General features: G+C 69.4%; 14 protein-coding genes. 5 read left to right on the top strand and 9 right to left on the bottom strand.

The features are described 5' to 3' along the window. Window positions 1-78: 78 nt before the first annotated feature. Both NUG21_RS10440 and NUG21_RS10435 read right to left on the bottom strand, forming a co-directional pair. On the bottom strand, window positions 79-1,803 hold the full coding sequence (locus NUG21_RS10440; RefSeq protein ID WP_160947198.1) for an EAL domain-containing protein: 1,725 nt from the start codon (window positions 1,801-1,803) through the stop codon (window positions 79-81). A 4-nt stretch (window positions 1,804-1,807) separates the two neighbouring features. Continuing rightward, window positions 1,808-3,910 carry a PAS domain-containing sensor histidine kinase gene (locus NUG21_RS10435; RefSeq protein ID WP_237473153.1) on the bottom strand — a complete coding sequence of 701 codons (2,103 nt, stop codon included), beginning with the start codon at window positions 3,908-3,910 and terminating at the stop codon, window positions 1,808-1,810. A 163-nt stretch (window positions 3,911-4,073) separates the two neighbouring features. Between NUG21_RS10435 and NUG21_RS10430 the strand changes: the two genes are divergently transcribed. From NUG21_RS10430 to NUG21_RS10420, 3 genes are all read left to right on the top strand, one after another. Next, a complete protein-coding gene (locus NUG21_RS10430) occupies window positions 4,074-6,863 on the top strand; it encodes a sensor domain-containing protein (protein WP_263390829.1) in 2,790 nt (929 codons plus the stop codon). Between the two features lie 519 nt (window positions 6,864-7,382). Then, entirely contained in the window at window positions 7,383-9,140 is a 1,758-nt protein-coding gene (locus NUG21_RS10425) for an ABC transporter permease (protein WP_263390828.1), read from the top strand. Window positions 9,141-9,156: 16 nt separating this feature from the next. Further along, a complete protein-coding gene (locus tag NUG21_RS10420) occupies window positions 9,157-10,476 on the top strand; it encodes an ABC transporter ATP-binding protein (RefSeq protein WP_160947201.1) in 1,320 nt (439 codons plus the stop codon). Between the two features lie 1,005 nt (window positions 10,477-11,481). Here the strand turns inward: NUG21_RS10420 and NUG21_RS10415 are convergent. From NUG21_RS10415 to NUG21_RS10390, 6 genes are all read right to left on the bottom strand, one after another. Continuing rightward, window positions 11,482-11,781 carry a hypothetical protein gene (locus NUG21_RS10415; protein ID WP_263390827.1) on the bottom strand — a complete coding sequence of 100 codons (300 nt, stop codon included), beginning with the start codon at window positions 11,779-11,781 and terminating at the stop codon, window positions 11,482-11,484. Window positions 11,782-11,912: 131 nt separating this feature from the next. Further along, on the bottom strand, window positions 11,913-13,103 hold the full coding sequence (locus tag NUG21_RS10410) for a methyl-accepting chemotaxis protein (protein ID WP_160947203.1): 1,191 nt from the start codon (window positions 13,101-13,103) through the stop codon (window positions 11,913-11,915). 162 nt (window positions 13,104-13,265) lie between these two features. Continuing rightward, a complete protein-coding gene (gene hflD, locus NUG21_RS10405) occupies window positions 13,266-13,880 on the bottom strand; it encodes a high frequency lysogenization protein HflD (RefSeq protein ID WP_160947204.1) in 615 nt (204 codons plus the stop codon). Next, the gene (mnmA, locus tag NUG21_RS10400) at window positions 13,877-15,019 is read right to left on the bottom strand and encodes a tRNA 2-thiouridine(34) synthase MnmA (RefSeq protein WP_263390826.1); all 1,143 of its coding nucleotides are present in this window, start codon (window positions 15,017-15,019) and stop codon (window positions 13,877-13,879) included. Before mnmA ends, hflD begins: the two co-directional genes overlap by 4 nt. Continuing rightward, window positions 15,016-15,474 (bottom strand): NUDIX hydrolase, encoded by a 459-nt coding sequence (locus NUG21_RS10395; protein ID WP_242083469.1) that lies wholly within the window; start codon window positions 15,472-15,474, stop codon window positions 15,016-15,018. The genes mnmA and NUG21_RS10395 overlap by 4 nt, the downstream gene beginning before the upstream one ends. Then, the gene (locus tag NUG21_RS10390) at window positions 15,474-15,977 is read right to left on the bottom strand and encodes a hypothetical protein (RefSeq protein ID WP_263390825.1); all 504 of its coding nucleotides are present in this window, start codon (window positions 15,975-15,977) and stop codon (window positions 15,474-15,476) included. The genes NUG21_RS10395 and NUG21_RS10390 overlap by 1 nt, the downstream gene beginning before the upstream one ends. Window positions 15,978-16,053: 76 nt before the next feature. Here NUG21_RS10390 and clpS point away from each other — a divergent pair, with 76 nt between their 5' ends. Continuing rightward, window positions 16,054-16,374, top strand: a complete 321-nt coding sequence (gene clpS / locus NUG21_RS10385) for an ATP-dependent Clp protease adapter ClpS (protein ID WP_019796528.1) — start codon at window positions 16,054-16,056, stop codon at window positions 16,372-16,374. Between the two features lie 124 nt (window positions 16,375-16,498). Further along, window positions 16,499-18,781, top strand: a complete 2,283-nt coding sequence (clpA, locus tag NUG21_RS10380) for an ATP-dependent Clp protease ATP-binding subunit ClpA (protein WP_160947208.1) — start codon at window positions 16,499-16,501, stop codon at window positions 18,779-18,781. Between the two features lie 126 nt (window positions 18,782-18,907). Here clpA and infA read toward each other — a convergent pair whose 3' ends face one another. After that, a complete protein-coding gene (gene infA, locus NUG21_RS10375; protein ID WP_004425677.1) occupies window positions 18,908-19,126 on the bottom strand; it encodes a translation initiation factor IF-1 in 219 nt (72 codons plus the stop codon). Window positions 19,127-19,204 lie beyond the last annotated feature (78 nt).

The raw sequence follows: 19,204 nt of genomic DNA, 5'->3' as shown, positions 1-19,204 counted from the left end.
TTTTCATGCACGGATGGGAGCAGAAGACGCCAAGCCGCTTTTGCCAATCCCTAATCCCCAATGCCCAATCCCGGCTTCTCAGGGCCCCGCATCCCGGCGCTGTTCGTCGTGCGTGCGGAAGGCCTGGCGGATGTGTTCGCGGAGTTCGTCGTCGTTCCAGGGCTTGGTCAGGAAGCGGTAGATCGCGCCCCGGTTGATCGCGTCGGTGACGGTGGCCAGGTCGGTGTAGCCGGACAGGACCAGGCGGATGGTGTCGGGGTAGAGCATCTTCACCCGGCCCAGGAACTCGGTGCCGCTCATGTCGGACATGCGCTGGTCGGACAGGATCACCTGCACGTCGTTGGTGGCGAGCAGGTCGAAGGCGTCGCGGACGTTGCCGGCGGCGAGGATGCGGTAGCCGTCGCGGCGGAACAGGCGCACCAGCGAGCGCAGCACGTTCTCCTCGTCGTCGAGCAGCAGCAGGGTGCGGTCCGGGCGGGTCTCGGTGAACGATTCCGGGCGCAGGTAGCGCCGGCGCAGGGCCATGCCGGCGGCTTCGGCCGACATCGGTTCGCCGAACAGGTAGCCCTGGAAGATGTCGCAGTCGTTGCGGCGCAGGAAGCCCAGTTGCGCCTGCGATTCGACGCCGTTGGCGATCACCACCATGCCCAGCTGGTGGCCCATGGCGATGATCGCACGCGCGATCGCCGCCTCGCGGTTGCCGGCCGGCGCGCTCTTGATGAAGCTGCGATCGATCTTGAGCTTGTCCACCGGGTAGCGCACCAGCGCGCTGAGGCTGGAATCGCCGGTACCGAAGTTGTCCAGGCTCAGGCTGATGCCTTCGCGGCACAGGTTGGCCAGGGTCTCGTGGACGAAGTTGACGTTGTTGGTCAGCGCGCTCTCGTTGATCTCCAGCACCACCATCTGCGGCGGCACCCCGGCCACCTGCAGCGCCGACATCACTTCGTTGAAGAAGGTCGGGCGCAGCAGCTGCAGGGTGGAGACGTTGACCGCGATGGTGAAGTCGTCGAAGCCCTGGTCGCGCCATAGCCGCGCCTGGCGCAGCGCGCCTTCCATCACCCAGGTGCCGATCTGCACGATCACGCCCAGGCGCTCGGCGGTGCGCATGAAGCGCTCCGGCACCAGGATGCCCAGGGTCGGCGACTGCCAGCGCAGCAGCGATTCCATGCCGACCACGCGGCCGTCGCGGGCGCTGACCATCGGCTGGTAGCGCAGGCGCAGTTCGCCGTTGGGAATGGCGTCGACGATCTGCCGCGAGATGATGCTCTCGCTGTGCGCGCTCGGCGGGCCGTCGGCGGCGTACAGGCGCACCAGGTTGCCGCCTTCGCGCGCGGCCTGGTAGACCGCGTCCTCGGCGAAGTCGAGCAGGGTCGACAGCCGCGTGGAATGCTCGGGGCACAGGCTCACGCCGATCTTGCCGGTCATGAACAGGGTGTACGGCAGCACCGACAGCGGCAGCTCGATCTGTTGCCGGATCTCCTCGGCGAAGGCTTCCGGCGGCGGCACGTCGGCGGTGCGCGGCACCGCCATCACCAGTTCGTCGCTGCCGTGGCGCCACAGCAGGCCGCGGCCGCGCAGGTGCGCCTGCAGCCGGTGCGCGAGCAGCGCCAGCGCCTGGTCGCCGACCTCCGGACTCATGTTCTCGTTGATCGAGGCGAAGTGGTCGATGTCGATGTGCAGCAGCATCACCCCCGGCCCGCCGGCCAAGGCCTCGGCGATCATGCCGGTCAGGGCGGGGTGACCCGCACCCAGGCGCGACGGCAATTCGTCGTCCACGGGTACGGCGCTGGCGGGATTCCACATCGGCTCAGGCTCCAGGCGGGGGCGACGGCGGTGCCGCGGTGGTGTAGGGCAGGCACAGCGTCACCCGGGTGCCGGCGCCGGGCGCGGTGTCGATCTGCAGGGTACCGCCGGCGCTCTGCGCGCGCTCGCGCATCACGATCAGGCCCAAGCCGCGCGGCCCGGCCGGATCGAAGCCGTCGCCATCGTCGACCACTTCCAGGCGTAGGCGCTGGCGTTCCTCGTCGCCCAGGGTCATCCGCACCTCGCCGGCGCTGGCATGGCGCAGCACGTTGGTCAGGCTCTCCTGGGCGATGCGGAAACAGGCCTGTTCGACCTCGCCGCTGGGCCGCTCGGGCAGGGGCGCGATGTCCAGTTGCAGGCGCACCGGCGAGGCGCGGAACAGCATGCCGGCCTGCCAGCGCAGCGCCGCTTCCAGGCCGAGCGCGTCCAGTTGCGGCGGCCGCAGCAGGGTGGAGAGGTTACGCAGCTTGGTGATGCTGCTGTCGGCCAGATTCACGATCTCGCTCAGGTCCTCGCGGCGGCGCTCGGCGTCGGTCTCGTCCAGCGCCGCATGCGCGGACAGCTTCATCGCGGTGATCGCCTGGCCGATGTCGTCGTGCAGGTCGCGCGAGATCGCGCGGCGCTCGTCTTCCTGCAGCGAGAACAAGCGCCGCGCCATCGCCTGCAGTTCGCGGTTGCTCTGCGCCAGCGCATCGCGCATGCGTTCCGGTTCGCTGAGGTCGCGCACGATCAGCAGCTTGCAGTCGCGCCCGCTGTAGCGGACGTTGCCGAACGACAGCCCGGCGTGGAACAGCGAACCGTCGCGGCGGCACATGCGCGCGGTGGCGCCGCGCTCGCCCTTGGCGCCGGCCGCGCCCATCCGCTGCCGCACCAACGCCAGGTCGGCGCTGTCGACCAGGCCCTGCAGCGGCTCGCCGAGCAGGTTCTCGCCCTCGAAGCCGAACTGCCCGGCGCAGGCGGCGTTGGCGTACAGCACGTGTTCCTGGTGCAGGATCGCCACACCGTCGGGCAGCACCCGCACCAACTCGCGGAACTGCTCCTCGCGCTCGTGCAGCAGGCGCCGCGAGCGCTCGTGCTCGGTCACGTCCTGCAGGGTGCCGTGCACGCTGGCGCCGCCCGCGTCGTCGGCGACCGATTCGGCGCGCAGGTGCAGCATGCGCGCCTGGCCGTCGGCGGCCAGCACCGGCAGCAGCATGTCCAGTTGCAGCGGCGCGCTGCCGCACAGGTCCTCGATCACCCGCTGGATGCGCGCCTGCGACGGCACGTCGGGCGGTACCAGCAGCTCTTCCAGGCGGTGTTGGCGCGGCTGGTCCGGGACGCGCCGGCCGAGCATCCGGTAGACCTGCTCGGAATAGCTGCCCAGGCCGCTGGCCCGGTCGAGCTGCCAGGAGCCCAGCCGCGCGATCGACTGCGCCTCCTGCAGATGCCGCAGGGCCTGGTCGCGGCGGCGCTGCGCGTCGTACTCGGCGCTGCGGTCGCTGATCACCACCAGCCGCGCCTGCCGGCCGTGGTAGTCCAGGCTGGTGCTGCGCGCCTCGGCCATGCATTGGCTGTCGTCGCGCAGGCGCAACGGCTCGGCCACCACGCAGGTCTTGGACGGGGTCTGCCGGATCGTCTCGATCACCTCGGCCAGGCGGGCGCTGACGCTGGGCGGCCACAGCCGGGACAGTTCCAGTCCGACGAATTCGTCGTGCGACCAGCCGAAGAAGGCGACCGCGGCGGGGTTCACATCGAGGATGCGCAGGGTTTCCAGGTCGTAGACCAGCATCGGGCTGGGATTAGCATGGAACATTTGCCGGTAGCCGGCCTCCGACAGCGCCAGCCGGGTGTGCGCCTGCACCGCGGCGCGCACCAGCGGGCGCAGCAGGTAATACAGGGCGACCGCGGTCAACGCCAGGAACAGGGCGTCGTTGACCAATTGCAAGGCGATCAACGTGCCGGGATCGTCTACGAAATGCGCCAGAACCAGGTCGCTGCCGATCGACAGCGCCAGTCCCAGCAGGACGTACAGCAGCACCGCGCGCCAGATGCCGCGATCCAGGCGTTGCGCCAGGCGCATGCCGGAGGTCGCCTGGATGGGCAGGGAACTGTCGCGTTGTGGTTGCATGCCCCGGCAGCCTGCTGCGGTGGTCCGTGTCCGGCGGACATCTTAGCCGCTGATGGCCGCCGCGGCCCATCGCCGGGCGGCGCGGGCGCTCAATTAATGCCACCGGGTGCCGTTATCACCTTCGACCGCTGGCCTTCAGGGCGGCGAAACGGAGTATCTCGGCGTGGATCAAGGCGTCATCGCAAGCTTGCTGCAGCACCCGCTCACCTCGGCGCTCGTCCTGCTGGACGCCGATGGCAGGCCGCTGGCGGCGAACCGGGCAGCGCAGGCACTGGAGTTGCCGCGCACCGTGGAGGCGTACGCCGAGCTGTTGCGTGCGGCCCGCGAGCGCCTGCTCGGCGGCGAGACCATGCTGGCCTGCGCGCTGCCGGGCACCGCCGGGCGACGCCTGGACGGCTGGCTGCGCGCGGTCCGTGACGACAGCGGCGGCCTGCTGGCCTACACCCTCAGCGTGCCCGAACCGGTCGGCAGCGACGGCGCCACCCGCTGGGAGATCGCCCTGGACAGCGCCGAGCACGGCCTGTGGGACTGGGACATCCCCAGCGACACCATTTTCCGCTCCGAGCGCTGGAAACGCATGCTCGGCTATGCCGGCGACGCCCCGGCCGACGGCCTGAACGCGCTGCTGCCGCTGGTCCACGGCGACGACCAGGAGCGCCTGCGCCAGGCGATCCGCACGCATTTCGAGGGCCGCACCGAAACCTACATGTGCGAGTTCCGCCTGCGCCGGCAGGACGGGCAGTGGCACTGGATCCTGGACCGCGGCCGCATCGTCGCGCGCACCGCCGACGGCAGCCCGCTGCGCATGATCGGCACGCACACCGACATCCACGAGCAGAAGCTGCTCGAGCAGCGCCTGCGCGACCAGCAGACCCTGCTGCGCGAGGCGCAGCGCATGACCCGCATGGGCAGCTGGTCCTGGGACCCGCTGGGCGACCGGGTATGGTGCTCGCGCGAGTTCCTGCGCGTCACCGGCCTGGACGAACAACGGGCGCCGAGCAGCCGTGGCTGGCTGCGCCTGCTCAGCCGCGATTCGCGGGCGCAGCTGGTCTCGATCTGGCGGCGCATGGCGCGCGAGGCCAAGCCGGCCAATTTCGAGGTCGAGCTGGTGCGTGGCAGCGAGTCGCCGCTGCACCTGCGGGTGTGGGCGCAGCCGCAGGTGGAGGCCGATGGCCGCATCCAGCGCGTGCTCGGCCAGGTGCAGAACATCACCGAGCAGCGCCAGACCGACGCGCTGATCCGCTGGCGCACCGAACTGCTCAACCGCGTTTCGGCGCTGGGCAAGATCGGTGGCTGCGAGATCGAGGTCGGTACCCGGCGCATGCAATGGACCGAGGAGTGCTACCGCATCCATGGCCTGCGCAAGGAGGCCATCGACCTGGACCACGCGCTGGCGCTGTACACCCAGGACTCGCGCGATGCGTTCGAGTCGGCGCTGGTGCGCATCGCCGAGGGCGGCCTGCCGGAGCAGTTGGACCTGTGCTTCCACCGCCCGTCCGGGCAGCGCATCTGGGTGCAGGTACTGATCGAACTGGACGAGCGCGACGGCCTGCCGCCGCGCTTCGTGGTGCTGTTCCGCGACATCACCCGCGAGCGCGAGGCCAGCGAGCGCATCGAGTTGCTGGCCCACTACGACCTGCTGACCGGCCTGCCGAACCGGCAACTGCTGCGCGAGCAGGCCGAGAAGGCGATGCACGATGCGGTGGAGCGCGGCACCACGCTGGCGATGCTGTTCGTCGACCTGGACGGCTTCAAGAGCATCAACGATTCCTTCGGCCACGCCACCGGCGACGCCTTGCTGAAGCTGGCGGCCACCCGCATGCACCAGCAACTGCGCACCAGCGACCTGTTCGGCCGCTTCAGCGGCGACGAGTTCGTGGTGGTGCTGCGCGACCTGGCCGAGCCCGGCGACGCCGGACACGTGGCGCGCAAGCTGATCGCGGCGCTGGCCGAGCCGCTGCACAGCGGCGAGAACGTGATCAAGATCGGCGCCAGCATCGGCATCGCGCTGATGGAGGACGGCCGCCAGGACTTCGATGGCCTGCTGCGCGCGGCCGACGCGGCGATGTACGCGGCCAAGGAATCCGGGCGCAACACCTGCCACTACTACAGCCAGGACGTGCTGCTGCGCGCGCAGCGGCGCCTGGAGATCGAGCACGCCCTGCACGGCGCGCTGGACCGCGAGGAGTTCTCGCTGGTGTACCAGCCGCTGGTGCATGCGGCGGGCGAGCGGGCGCCGGCGGTGGAAGCGCTGCTGCGCTGGCATCGCCCCGGCCACGGCCACTGCAACCCGGCCGAGTTCATCCCGATCGCCGAGGAATGCGGCGAGATCGTGCGCCTGGGCGATTGGGTGATCGGCGAGGCCTGCCGCCAGGCCGCGGCCTGGGATGCGGCGGGGCTGAGCTTCGACCGCGTCTCGGTGAACGTCTCGGCAATGCAGTTGCGCGACCGCGGCTTTGCCGAGCGGGTGATTGAACTGTGCCAGCGCAATGGCTGGTCGCCGAAGCGGCTGGAACTGGAGCTGACCGAGTCGGCGCTGATCCGCGACAGCGAGTCGCTGCGCCGCTGCTTCGAGCTGTTCGAGCAGGAAGGCGTGCTGCTGGCGGTGGACGATTTCGGTACCGGCTTCTCCAACCTGCATTACCTCAACCGCTTCCCGGTGCAGCGGCTGAAGATCGACCGCAGCTTCGTGCAGGACATGTTGCACGACAGCGGCACCGCCAAGGTCACCCAGGCGATCGTGCAACTCGGCCACGCGCTGGGCATGCAGGTGGTGGCCGAGGGGGTGGAGACGGTGCAGGAAGAAGCCTTGTTGCGCGAGCAGGGCTGCGACGAGATCCAGGGCTATCTGCACTCGCGGCCGTTGCCGCCGCGCGAGCTGGCGGCCTGGTTGCGCGCGCGCAACCAGGTGGCGCCGGCGACGCATCCGCGGCTGGTGCTGGCTGCGCAGTGAACGCGCGGCGCCGCGTGCGCCGCGCGGACTTGCGGCGCCGCAGCAGCTGGCTATACTGCGCGCGCCCATCGTTTCCCGGCCAGAGGCCACCTTCCTTGGACAGTCATCCTAGACCGACGCTGCAGCGACAGAGCTGACAGGACCGCCACGGTCTGGGTCGTCCCAGATGGGTCCCGTCCGCTCAGGACGGGATCGTTCGCCAGCCTCTCGCGGCTGGCCTTGATTCCGAGAATGCGCAAGCCCGATCCGCGAGGACTCCGAGCGTAGCCCCTGGCGTTCCCATCGTCGGAGCCGCCCATGCGCCTGCCATCGCCATCGTCCCTGATTCGTTCGCCGCTGTGCGCTTGCGTGGCGCGGCGACGACGTGCGTACGCCATCCCGTCGGTGCATGCCCGCGCGGCCGGCAGCGGCTGACGCACGGCGTACATCTTCCCCGGTCACACTGGGCGGTCCGCGTCGCGACCCGCGCCAGCGTCCTTTTATCTGCGGCGCCGCCTGCCGCTCCTGCCGGATCTTCCCATGCTGCCATTCGCCCGCGACCGCTCCGCGCCCGGACAGCTCGCCGCACGTCCCGGCGTGCTGCCCAACCTGCACGATCTTGCGGTGTTCGCGCTGCTGCTGGGCCTGGGCGCGCTGCTGCTGCACGGCGCATCGGACATGCGCGCGCCGCTGCCGCCAGCCGGCACCGCCGCGGTGTCGCTGGATCTGTGGCAGTTGCCCGAGTACGGCCTGCGCACCACCTTGCGCATGTTCGCGGCGATGGCCGCCTCGCTGGTGTTCACCTTCGTGGTGGCGACCCTGGCCGCCAAGAGCCGGCGCGCCGAGCGGGTGATCGTGCCGGCACTGGACATCCTGCAGTCGGTGCCGGTGCTGGGCTTCCTCACCTTCACCGTGACCTTCTTCCTGGGCCTGTTCCCCGGCCGCCAGATCGGCGCCGAACTGGCCTCGATCTTCGCCATCTTCACCAGCCAGGCCTGGAACATGGCGTTCTCGTTCTACCAGTCGCTGCGCAACGTGCCGCGCGACCTGGACGAGGTGTCGCGCGGTTTCGGGCTCAGCGCCTGGCAACGCTTCTGGCGGCTGGAGGCGCCGTACGCGACGCCCTCGCTGATCTGGAACATGATGATGTCCATGTCCGGCGGCTGGTTCTTCGTGGTCGCCTCCGAGGCGATCAGCGTCGGCGACCACACCCTGGAACTGCCCGGCATCGGCTCGTACCTGGCGCTGGCGATCGCCCAGCGCAACTTCGCCGCGGTCGGCTGGGCGGTGGTGGCGATGGCGGTGCTGATCGCGCTGTACGACCAGCTGCTGTTCCGCCCGATCGTGGCCTGGTCGGACAAGTTCCGCGCCGAACTCACCGCCTCGCAGGACAAGCCGCAGTCGTGGCTGTACGACCTGTTGCGGCGCACGCGCCTGGCCAAGCGGCTGGTCGCGCCGCTGGCCTGGGTCTGGCAGCGCGCCATGCTGGTTCGCTGGGCGCCGCGGCACCAGCCGCAGCCCGTGGCGACGACGCGCGAACCCGGCCGCAGTGGCGTGTGGGGCGATCGGTTGTGGAGCGCGGCGCTGGCGCTGGCCGGCGCGGCCGCGGCCTGGTTCGCCTACGACTATGGCCGTCGCCACCTGGGCCTGCACGACCTGGCCGAGGCCTTCGGCGGCGGTCTGGCTACGCTGTTGCGCGTGGTGGTGCTGATCGCCCTGGCCAGCGTGGTGTGGGTGCCGATCGGGGTGTGGATCGGGCTGCGCCCGAAGGTGGCGCAGCGGGTGCAGCCGCTGGCGCAGTTCCTGGCCGCGTTCCCCGCCAACGTGCTGTTCCCGTTCGCGGTGCTGGCCATCGTCAGCACCGGCGCCGATCCCAACATCTGGCTGTCGCCGCTGATGATCCTCGGCACCCAGTGGTACATCCTGTTCAACGTGATCGCCGGCGCCAGCGCGTTCCCCACCGACCTGCGCGAGGCCGCCACCATCTACCACCTGCGCTCGTGGACCTGGTGGCGGCGGGTGATCCTGCCCGGCATCTTCCCGTACTACATCACCGGCGCGCTGACCGCGTCGGGCGGTTCCTGGAACGCCAGCATCGTCGCCGAACTGGCCAGCTGGGGCCACACCCAGGTGCAGGCCTACGGCCTCGGCGCCTACATCGCCCGTGCCACGGCCGCCGGCGATGGCCCGCGGGTGTTGCTCGGGGTGGCGGTGATGTCGCTGTTCGTGACCCTCTTCAACCGCGCGGTCTGGCGACGCCTGTACGTCTTCGCCGAACGCCGCCTGCGTTTCGACTGATTCCTGGAGACCGACCATGAGCTATTCCGCAAGCGTGCCCGAACGCGCCCCGCTGGTCCGCGTGCAGGGCGTGCGCAAGAGCTACGACAAGGGCGGGGCGACGCCGCTGGTGGTGCTGGAGGATGTCGACCTGACCCTGCACTCGGGGCAGATCGTGGGCCTGCTCGGCCGTTCCGGCTCGGGCAAGTCGACCCTGCTGCGCGCCATCGCCGGGCTGCTGCAGCCCAGCGCGGGCAGCATCGCCTTCCGCGACGCCGCGCCGGGCCAGGTGGCCGACGACATCGCCATGGTGTTCCAGAGCTTCGCCCTGTTCCCGTGGCTGACCGTGCTGCAGAACGTGGAAGTGGGCCTGGAGGCGCGCGGGGTGGCTGCCGACGAGCGCCGCCGGCGCGCCCTGGCGGCGATCGACCTGATCGGCCTGGACGGTTACGAAGGCGCCTACCCGAAGGAACTGTCCGGCGGCATGCGCCAGCGCGTGGGCCTGGCGCGGGCGCTGGTGGTGCGGCCGAAGCTGCTGCTGATGGACGAGCCGTTCTCCGCGCTGGACGTGCTGACCGCCGAGACCCTGCGCACCGACCTGCTGGACCTGTGGTCGGAAGGGCGCATGCCGATCGAATCGATCCTGATGGTCACCCACAACATCGAGGAAGCGGTGCTGATGTGCGACCGCATCGTCATCTTCGGCGCCAATCCCGGGCGGGTGATCGGCGAGATCGAGGTGACCCTGCCGCAGCCGCGCAACCGCCTGGCGCCGGCGTTCCGTGCGTTGGTGGACGACATCTATGCACGCATGACCGCCAGCCCGCAGCGGCCGCAGACCCGCGAAGGCGTGTTCCCGGGCAGCGGCATCGCCATGGTGTTGCCGCGCGTCTCGAGCAACCTGCTGGCCGGCCTGATCGAAGCGGTGGCGGCCGAGCCGTACCATGGCCGTGCCGACCTGCCGCCGCTGGCGGCCGGGCTGCAGCTGGAAGTGGACGAACTGTTCCCAATCGCCGAGACCCTGCAACTGCTGCGCTTCGCCGTGTTCGAGCAGGGCGACCTGCAACTGACGCCGGCCGGGCAGCGCTTCGCCGAACTGGGCACCGACGCGCGCAAGCAACTGTTCGCCCAGCACCTGGCCACCTACGTGCCGCTGGCGGCGCACATCCGCCGCGTGCTCGACGAACGTCCGGCGCATCACGCGCCGGCACGCCGTTTCCGCGACGAGTTGGAAGACCACATGTCCGAGAGCTATGCGGCGGAGACGGTGCAGGCGGTCACCAGCTGGGCGCGCTACGCCGAGTACTTCGCCTACGACAAGCAGGCGGATCTGTTCTCGCTGGAAAATCCGAGCTGACCGGGAGGTGGTGTAGGCGTCGCGTAGAAGCGGCGTCAGCCGCGACCCGAGACCGAACATTGCAGGAGCTGTGGCTGCCGCGACCGGGCATTCCCGCGGCAGCCGGGGCTGCGACGAAGGGAGCGGCGTTAGAGCGTGCTGTCGCCACACGCAAAGGAGCTTGTGCGAGGGACTTCAGTCCCGACGGCAGGAACATCAATGTCACCGGACGGCGTCATGCGTCGCGACTGAAGTCGCTCCCACCGTGATGCTTTGCAGCGATCGGACGCTCCTGATCGCGGAATGGCTCAGCGGCGCGCTGGGTGCCGTGCTTGCTGGTTTGCGATGCGTAATGGCGTGCTGGTCGATGTATCGCATCTCGCCACCGAATGCATCTTCGCATCGATGCCGGGATCTGCCAAAGGTGTGGGAGGGACTTCAGTCCCGACTGCAGGAACATCAATGTCACCGGACGGCGTCATGCGTCGCGACTGAAGTCGCTCCCACCGTGATGCTTTGCAGCGACCGGACGCTCCAGATCGCGGAATGGCTCCAGCGGCGCGACTGGATGCCGTGCTCGCTGGCTTTTTGCGATGCGTAATGGCGTGCTGGTCGATGTGTCGCATCTCGCCACCGAATCCGCTCTCGCATCACCGATGCCGGGATCTGATCGCAAGGTGTGGGAGGGACTTCAGTCCCGACTGCATGCGGCCGGCCGGGCACGTGTCGCTCGCTTGTCACGTTTGAAAAACGCCGCGCATCGCGGCCTTTGCCAAGGTCGGCAAGTTCCGCCGTGCCCGCGTAGGAGCGGCTTCAGCCGCGACGGGGCATTCCCGATACCGCCTGTCGCGGCTGAAGCCGCTCCTGCGGCCGCGAAGTGTGCATTGATTGATCGGCCTCCTGCACCAAACGAAATCGAGGGAGATGAGGCCGGGTCACGCTCTACCGGCTCCCTCTCTGGCGGTGCCCTGAACCCACTGCCACAGCAAGCTTCGCTCGGTACCGGCGCGGCCGCCGCGATCCCGCTCAGTCGCCGTCGTAGAGCGGAAAGTGCACCGGTGGCGCCGGCGTGCCGGCGGCCGCCACCGCGCTGCCGTTCAGGCCCATGTCCCAGGCCAGGCCGGCCCAGATCGGGTCGGCGATGCGCGCGTCCTGTGGTGCCGGGGCGCGCGCGATCAGCAACTGCCGCAGTTCGGCCTGGGCCAGCGTCTCCAGCCGCCGCAGTGCGTGGCCGGGTTGGCGCGGCGCGGCCACCGGCCGGAGGCCAGTGTCCGTCACCGGCTCGGACGAGGGCGCGTGGGCGCTGCTGCTTTCATCGCAGGACATGGCCGCAACTCGGGACAGGGACTGGAGAGGCATCGACATCGACGGGGCCGGACGGGAAGGGCAGAGACGACAAGCCCCGGCAGGGGCCGGGGACTCGTCGGTTCATGGCACGGAGGACGACAAGGCGGGCTTTAGAACAGCTCGACCGTGCCGGCGCCCATGCTCTGCTGCGCCACCGGCTTGTGCGGCGGACGCTCCCACTCGGTGCGCATGTCGCGCAGACGGTTGCCGACCCGCTGCAGGGCGTCGATCAGTTCGTGATCGAACACGCCGCCATTGCGGTGCAGCAGTTCCTGCAGCGCCACGGCCTCGCGGTTGATCGCGGTCAGGCGGTCCAGGTGGGTGTGCACGCCGCCCAGGGCCTGGGTCGCGATGTCCTCGAACTGCAGGGCGCGCACCGCTTCGGCGACGCTGCTGTCGATGGCGCGGCCGCACTCGGAGATCTCGCGCATGCCGTCGCCCAGCGAGTGGTTGATCGCGGCCACGTTGTCCAGCATCGCCGCGGCTTCGGCCCGCGCCTCGCGGGAGCGGTCCATGTCGCGCGAGGCCATGTTCGAGACCGTCTCGCGGACCTTGGCGATGGCGTCCTTGGAGCTGTGCGCCAGCTTGCGGATCTGCTCGTTGAAGGTGGTCGAGCGCTCGGAGAGGTTGCGCACCTCGTCGGCCACCACCGCGAAGCCGCGGCCCGCCTCACCGGCGCGCGCCGCTTCGATCGCCGCGTTCAGCGCCAGCAGGTTGGTCTGGTCGGCGATCGACTTGACGTCCTCCAGCAGGGCGAAGATGCCGTCCAGGTGCTGGGACATGTCGTCGATGTAGTGCACCGTGGTGCTGCTCTGGCCGCTGACCTGCTCCAGCGCCTCCACCAGCTGCTCCATGCGCTGGCTGGCATGCTGGGCGAAGCGGGCCACGTCCACGCCGGCACCGCCGTCTTCGCCGGCGCGGTCGACGATGCGGGCCAGCGCCACGCTTTGCTGCCGCGACTTGCGGTTCATCGCCTCGAAGCTGCCGCCCAGGCCGCTGACCGCCTGGCGGATCAGTTCGCGGGCACGTTCGATCTCGGAGCGGGAGCCCTCGATCTCGTTGCCGACGAAGCTGCGCAGCTCGGTCAGCAGGTGGTCCTGCTCGCGCATGACCTTGGCCTGCTCCGGCGAGCGCCGGGTCTGGCTGTACGCGGTCCAGCCGGCGAAACCGAGCCAGCTCAGCGTCATCGTGGTGAGGATGGCCCAACGGACCGGGGCCGGCCAATCGAAACCGGCGGCGATGGGGAACAGCAGCGTCAGGGCGAGCGGGGCGGCCAGACGGATCAGGAGGCGTGAGTACATGGAAGTTCTCGGCAGATTCACGATTGCTGTATCGGCCGTCCCCCCCGGGTCTTTAGCAACGCAGTGAGCGGATCATCGAAACCTGCCGACATTCGTACGATCGACGTCGCAGAACGGCCGCGAGCGGCGCACTGACGACTTCGCAACGGCGCCCCAACGGGCTCAGCGCAGCGCGCGGTCCACGGTCTCGCGCATGCGCCGCTTGGCCAGCAGGAAGTCCCACAGGCTGCCGCCCATCTGCCGCCACAGCACCGCCGAGCGCACTGCCGCCAGCAGCAGCGCACGGATCTCCGCCACCACCCCGGCCTGGCCCAGGTAATGCGGGTTGCCTTGCACCATCACCCGCGGGCGCAGGTGGCTGATGGTGTCGGCATAGAGCTGGCCCAGCGCCGCGATCACCTCCGGGTGGGTGCTGTCGCCATGGCGCTCCACCAGCGGTGCGATCCGGGCGAGGCCGGCGTCGACCTTGGCATCGGTCTCGGCATCGCCGGCGAAGCGCCGTTCCAGCTGGATCACCGCCAGCGCCAGCCGCGGCAGCACCTCGTCCTGGCCCTGGTTGCGGAAGTAGTTGTGCAGCAGGCGCAGGCCCGGCGCCAGGTCGGCACGGCGGCCGTAGACCGCTTCGGGGCTGGGCGCATCGATGCGGAACACGCTGTCGAGCAGGGTGCGCACCAGCGACGCCTCCGACTGGCCGGTCTCGGCGATGCGCCGCACCTGCTGCAGGGCCTGGGCCACGCCCGCCAGCGCCAGCATGCGCGCGTCCATGGAATCGGTCATCGAATGGTGTCCTCGTGTACGGCGGGGGCCTGCTGCGCCAGGCGGCGCTCCAGCGGGGCATCGGTGGTGGCGATCACGGCGCCGCCCAGGCATTCCTCGCCCTGGTACAGCACCAGCGATTGCCCGGGGGTGACGGCGCGCTGCGGGCGCGCGAAGCGCACCGCCAGGCGGCCGTCGTCGCCGACCTCGACCGTGCACGGTTCGTCGGCCTGGCGGTAGCGGGTCTGTGCGGTGCAGTCGAAGCGCCGTGCCGGCGGCGCGCCGGCGATCCAGTGGGCGGTCTCGGACTGCAGCCGGTTGGCCATCAGGTAGGGGCTGTCGCGGTCCTGGTCGACGTACAGCACGTTGCGGGCGACGTCCTTGCCGATCACGTACCACGGCGCCGCGGCGCGGCCGCGCACCCCGCCGATGTTCAGGCCCTCGCGCTGGCCCAGGGTGAAGTAGAACACGCCCGGATGCTCGGCCACGACCTGCTCGTGCGGGTCGCGGATCTCGCCGCGCCGCGCCGGCAGGTACCGGCCCAGGAATTCGCGGAAATCGCGCTCGCCGATGAAGCAGATGCCGGTGGAGTCCTTCTTGGCGTGGGTCGGCAGGCCGGCCTCGCGGGCGATGCGCCGCACCTGCTCCTTGGGCAGTTCGCCGACCGGGAACAGGGTCGCGGCCAGTTGCGCCTGGCCCAACTGGTGCAGGAAGTAGCTCTGGTCCTTGTTGCGGTCCAGCCCGCGCAGCAGCCGCCAGCGGCCACCGACGCTGTCCACCCGCGCATAGTGGCCGGTGGCGATGCGCTCGGCGCCGAGCTCGCGCGCCGCGTCCAGGAAATGCTTGAACTTGACCTCGCGGTTGCACAGTACGTCCGGGTTGGGCGTGCGCCCGGCGGCGTACTCGGCCAGGAAGTGCGCGAACACCCCTTGCCAGTACTCCTGCGAAAAATCGCGGAAATGGAACGGGATGCCGAGCCGGCCGCACACCGCCACCGCATCGCGGCGGTCGTCGTCGGCGCGGCAGTCGCCGCTGCCGTCGTCGGCCCAGTTCTGCATGAACAGGCCGGACACCGCCGCGCCCTGCTGGACCAGTTGCCAGGCCGCCACCGACGAATCCACGCCGCCGGAGACCCCGACCATGACCGCAGCGCCGCTCATGCCACCTGCCGCAACAGGTCCAGCGGGTAGCGGCGCCCGGCCAGGTAGTCGGCCACCACCTGCCACACCAGCGGGCTGCGCCAGCGCGGCGCGGCGGCCTCCAGCTCGGCCGGGGTCATCCACAGCGCCCGCACGATGCCGGTGTCCAGCGGCCGCTGCGGATCGTGCGCGACCGGGTCGGCGGCAAAGGCGAAGCGCAGGTAGTGGCGGCCGTTGTCGGCCTTCCACTGGTAGGCGCCGATGAAGGCGGTCGGCTGCACCTGCCAGCCGGTTTCCTCCAGCGTCTCGCGCACCGCGGCCTCGATCAGGCTCTCGTCCGGTTCCAGGTGGCCGGCCGGCTGGTTCAGCACCAGCGCACCGGCGATCGCTTCCTCGACCTGCAGCAGGCGCCCGTCGCGCACCACCACCGTGGCCACGGTCACATCGGGCTGCCAGGGTTCGGCGGTCGCCGTCATCAGAACAGGTCCTTGCCGCCGTTGAGTTCGGCGTCCATCGCGTCGGCGCCGCGTGCGGCCGCCTCCAGCGCCTCGCGCAGCGCCGCATCGTCGGCATCGGCGGGGATCTTGACCACGAACACCGCGGTGCCGCCCTGGCGCACCCAGCCGCCGAGGATGTCCGACTGCGCGTCCTCCAGCAGCCGGTTGGCGACCTTGGCGGGCAGGCTGTCGCCCTGCGCCTGGTAGGCCGGCGACCACACCTCGCGGATGCGGTAGCTGCCGAAGGTCTCCACCAGCGAGCGCACGTAGGTGAGCTGCTTGCGCTCGCCGCCGTTCTCGCGCAGGCCGAACAGCACCTGGTAGTCGCCGTCCTCGTCGGCCTGCGCGTCGTAGCCCAGCGCCTGCAAGCGCTTGCCCAGCGCCGCATCCGGCGGCGTGGCGGCCGCCGGCATGGCGGCGGCGAGCAGCGCGGCGAACAGCGGAAGCTTGGGGAACATCGTCGAATGCATGCGAAGCGCCATCGAAAGGAGGGGAATTGTGCGGGCAGGGCCGGCGATCGTCCAATCCGGGCCGGCGGCCCCCGTATATAATGGGCAGATGCCCCGCAAGAATTCCCCCGAGCACGATCATGGCGTCATGGTGGAGACCGGCAAGCCGGAAATCGCCCGACCGCCGATGTATCAGGTGCTGCTGCTGAACGACGACTACACCCCGATGGACTTCGTGGTGACCGTCCTGCAGCAGTTCTTCTCCCTGGACCTGGAACGCGCCACCCAGGTGATGCTGCACGTGCATACCCGCGGCCGCGGCGTCTGCGGGGTGTATACCCGCGAGGTGGCTGAATCCAAGGTGGCTCAGGTGAACGAGTTCTCGAGGATGAACCAGCACCCCCTGTTGTGCACGATGGAAAAAGCCTGATAGTGGGAGGCGTCGGCTCCCGGTCTGCCCGGACTAACGCGGTCTGAACACACTGATCCGATAGGGTTGTGGAAATCTCGCAGCTCAAGCCACATATCGTTGGCAACAGACGTCGGAGTGCACCATGTTCAGCAAAGATCTCGAGCAGACCATCGGCCAGTGCTACAAGCGCGCCCGGGAAGCCCGTCATGAGTTCATGACGGTGGAACACCTGCTGTTGGCGCTGCTCGACAATCCCTCCGCCCAGGCCGTGCTCAAGGCCTGCGGCGCCGATGTCGACCGCCTGCGCAGCGACCTGGAACAGGCCATCGAAGCCTCGGTGGCGCGCCTGGCCGACGACGACGGCCGCGACACCCAGCCCACCCTGGGCTTCCAGCGGGTGCTGCAGCGGGCGGTCTACCACGTGCAGTCCTCGGGCAAGAAGGAGGTCAGCGGCGCGAACGTGCTGGTGGCGATCTTCGGCGAGAAGGACTCGCACGCGGTGTATTTCCTGAACCAGCAGGACATCACCCGCCTGGACATCGTCAACTACCTGTCCCACGGCATCGCCAAGATGGGCGAGGACGGCGAACACGCGGCCCCGGCCGACGGCGAGCCCAAGGGCGAGGCGGGCGAGGGCGAGCCGAAGGGCGACGCCCTGGCCGAATACGCCACCAACCTGAACGAGCAGGCCCGCAACGGCCGCATCGACCCGCTGGTGGGCCGCGGCGACGAGATCGAGCGCACCATCCAGGTGCTGTGCCGCCGCCGCAAGAACAACCCGCTGTACGTGGGCGAGGCCGGCGTCGGCAAGACCGCCATCGCCGAGGGCCTGGCCAAGCGCATCGTCGAGGGCAGCGTGCCCCAGGTGCTGGCCGATGCGGTGATCTTCTCGCTCGACCTGGGCGCGCTGGTCGCCGGCACCAAGTACCGCGGCGACTTCGAGAAGCGCCTGAAGGGCGTGCTGACTTCGCTGAAGAAGGTGCCCAACGCGGTGCTGTTCATCGACGAGATCCACACCATCATCGGCGCCGGTTCCGCCTCCGGCGGCACCATGGACGCGTCCAACCTGATCAAGCCGGCGCTGTCCTCGGGCGAGTTGCGCTGCATCGGTTCGACCACGTTCCAGGAATACCGCGGCATCTTCGAGAAGGATCGCGCCCTGGCGCGGCGCTTCCAGAAGATCGACATCGTCGAGCCGACCGTGGGCGAGACCTTCGAGATCCTGCAGGGTCTCAAGCCCAAGTACGAGGCGCACCACGGCGTGACCTATGCCGACGACGCGCTGCAGGCGGCGGTGGACCTGTCGGTCAAGCACATCGGCGACCGGCTGCTGCCGGACAAGGCGATCGACGTGATCGACGAGGCCGGTGCGCGCCAGCGGCTGCTGCCGGAAGGCCAGCGCAAGGAACTGATCGACATCGAGGAGATCGAGACCATCGTCGCCAAGATGGCGCGGATCCCGGCCAAGCAGGTCAGCGCCACCGACAAGGACGTGCTGCAGCACCTGGAGCGCAACCTGAAGATGGTGATCTTCGGCCAGGATCCGGCGATCGAGACGCTGTCCTCGTCGATCAAGCTGGCGCGCTCGGGCCTGGCCAATCCGGAGAAGCCGATCGGCAACTTCCTGTTCGCAGGCCCCACCGGCGTGGGCAAGACCGAGGTCACCAAGCAGCTGGCGCTGCAGTTGGGCATCGAACTGGTGCGCTTCGACATGTCCGAATACATGGAGCCGCATTCGATCAGCCGCCTGATCGGCGCGCCTCCGGGCTATGTCGGCTTCGACCAGGGCGGCCTGCTGACCGAGAAGATCGTCAAGACCCCGCACTGCGTGCTGCTGCTGGACGAGGTGGAGAAGGCGCATCCGGACATCTTCAACATCCTGTTGCAGGTCATGGACCGCGGCGTGCTCACCGATACCAACGGGCGCGAGGCGAACTTCAAGAACGTGATCCTGGTGATGACCACCAATGCCGGCGCCACCCAGGCCTCGCGGCGCTCGATCGGCTTCACCCAGCAGGACCACTCCACCGATGCGATGGAGATCATCCGCCGCAGTTTCACCCCGGAGTTCCGCAACCGCCTGGACGCGGTAGTGCAGTTCCAGCCGCTGGCCTTCAGCCACATCCTGCGCGTGGTCGACAAGTTCGTGATCGAGCTGGAGATGTTGCTGCAGGAGAAGCACGTGTCGCTGTCGGCGACTCCGACCGCCCGCGACTGGCTGGCCCAGCACGGCTTCGACCCGCTGATGGGCGCGCGGCCGATGGCGCGGGTGATCCAGGACAAGGTCAAGCGCCCGCTGGCCGACGAGTTGCTGTTCGGCAAGCTGGTCAACGGCGGCCGCGTCACCATCGACGTGCGCGACGGCGAGCTGGTGGTGGAGACCCAGGCCGAACCGGAGCGCCTGCTGCCGGCGACGGTGGACTGAGGCCGGGCAGGCACGACGAAAGGCGGCTGCAGAGGCTGCAGCCGCCTGGCGAGGTCACCGTCGTTCCATCGTTGCAGACGCGAAAGGCGGCCATTGGCCGCCTTCTTCATGTCCGCCCGTGGCGGATTACTTCATGCGGTAGGTGATGCGACCCTTGGTCAGGTCGTACGGGGTCATTTCGACCTTCACCCGGTCGCCGGTCAGGATGCGGATGTAGTTCTTGCGCATGCGGCCGGAGATGTGGGCGATGATTTCGTGCCCGTTTTCCAGCTTGACCCGGAACGTGGTATTGGGCAACGTCTCGCTGACGGTGCCTTCGAATTCGATGGAGTCGTCTTTCGACATGTAATCCTGTGCGATTCGGAACGGCCAAAGGCCTGAAGAGCGAGGATTTTACTCGCCTGGGCCGCGCCATGCAAAGTT

It is taken from the genome of Xanthomonas sp. CFBP 8445 (assembly GCF_025666235.1).
In the GTDB taxonomy this organism is placed as follows: Bacteria; Pseudomonadota; Gammaproteobacteria; order Xanthomonadales; family Xanthomonadaceae; genus Xanthomonas_A; species Xanthomonas_A indica.
Note: the sequence above shows the minus strand (reverse complement) of the source record. Positions and strands in the feature narration are given on the sequence as shown.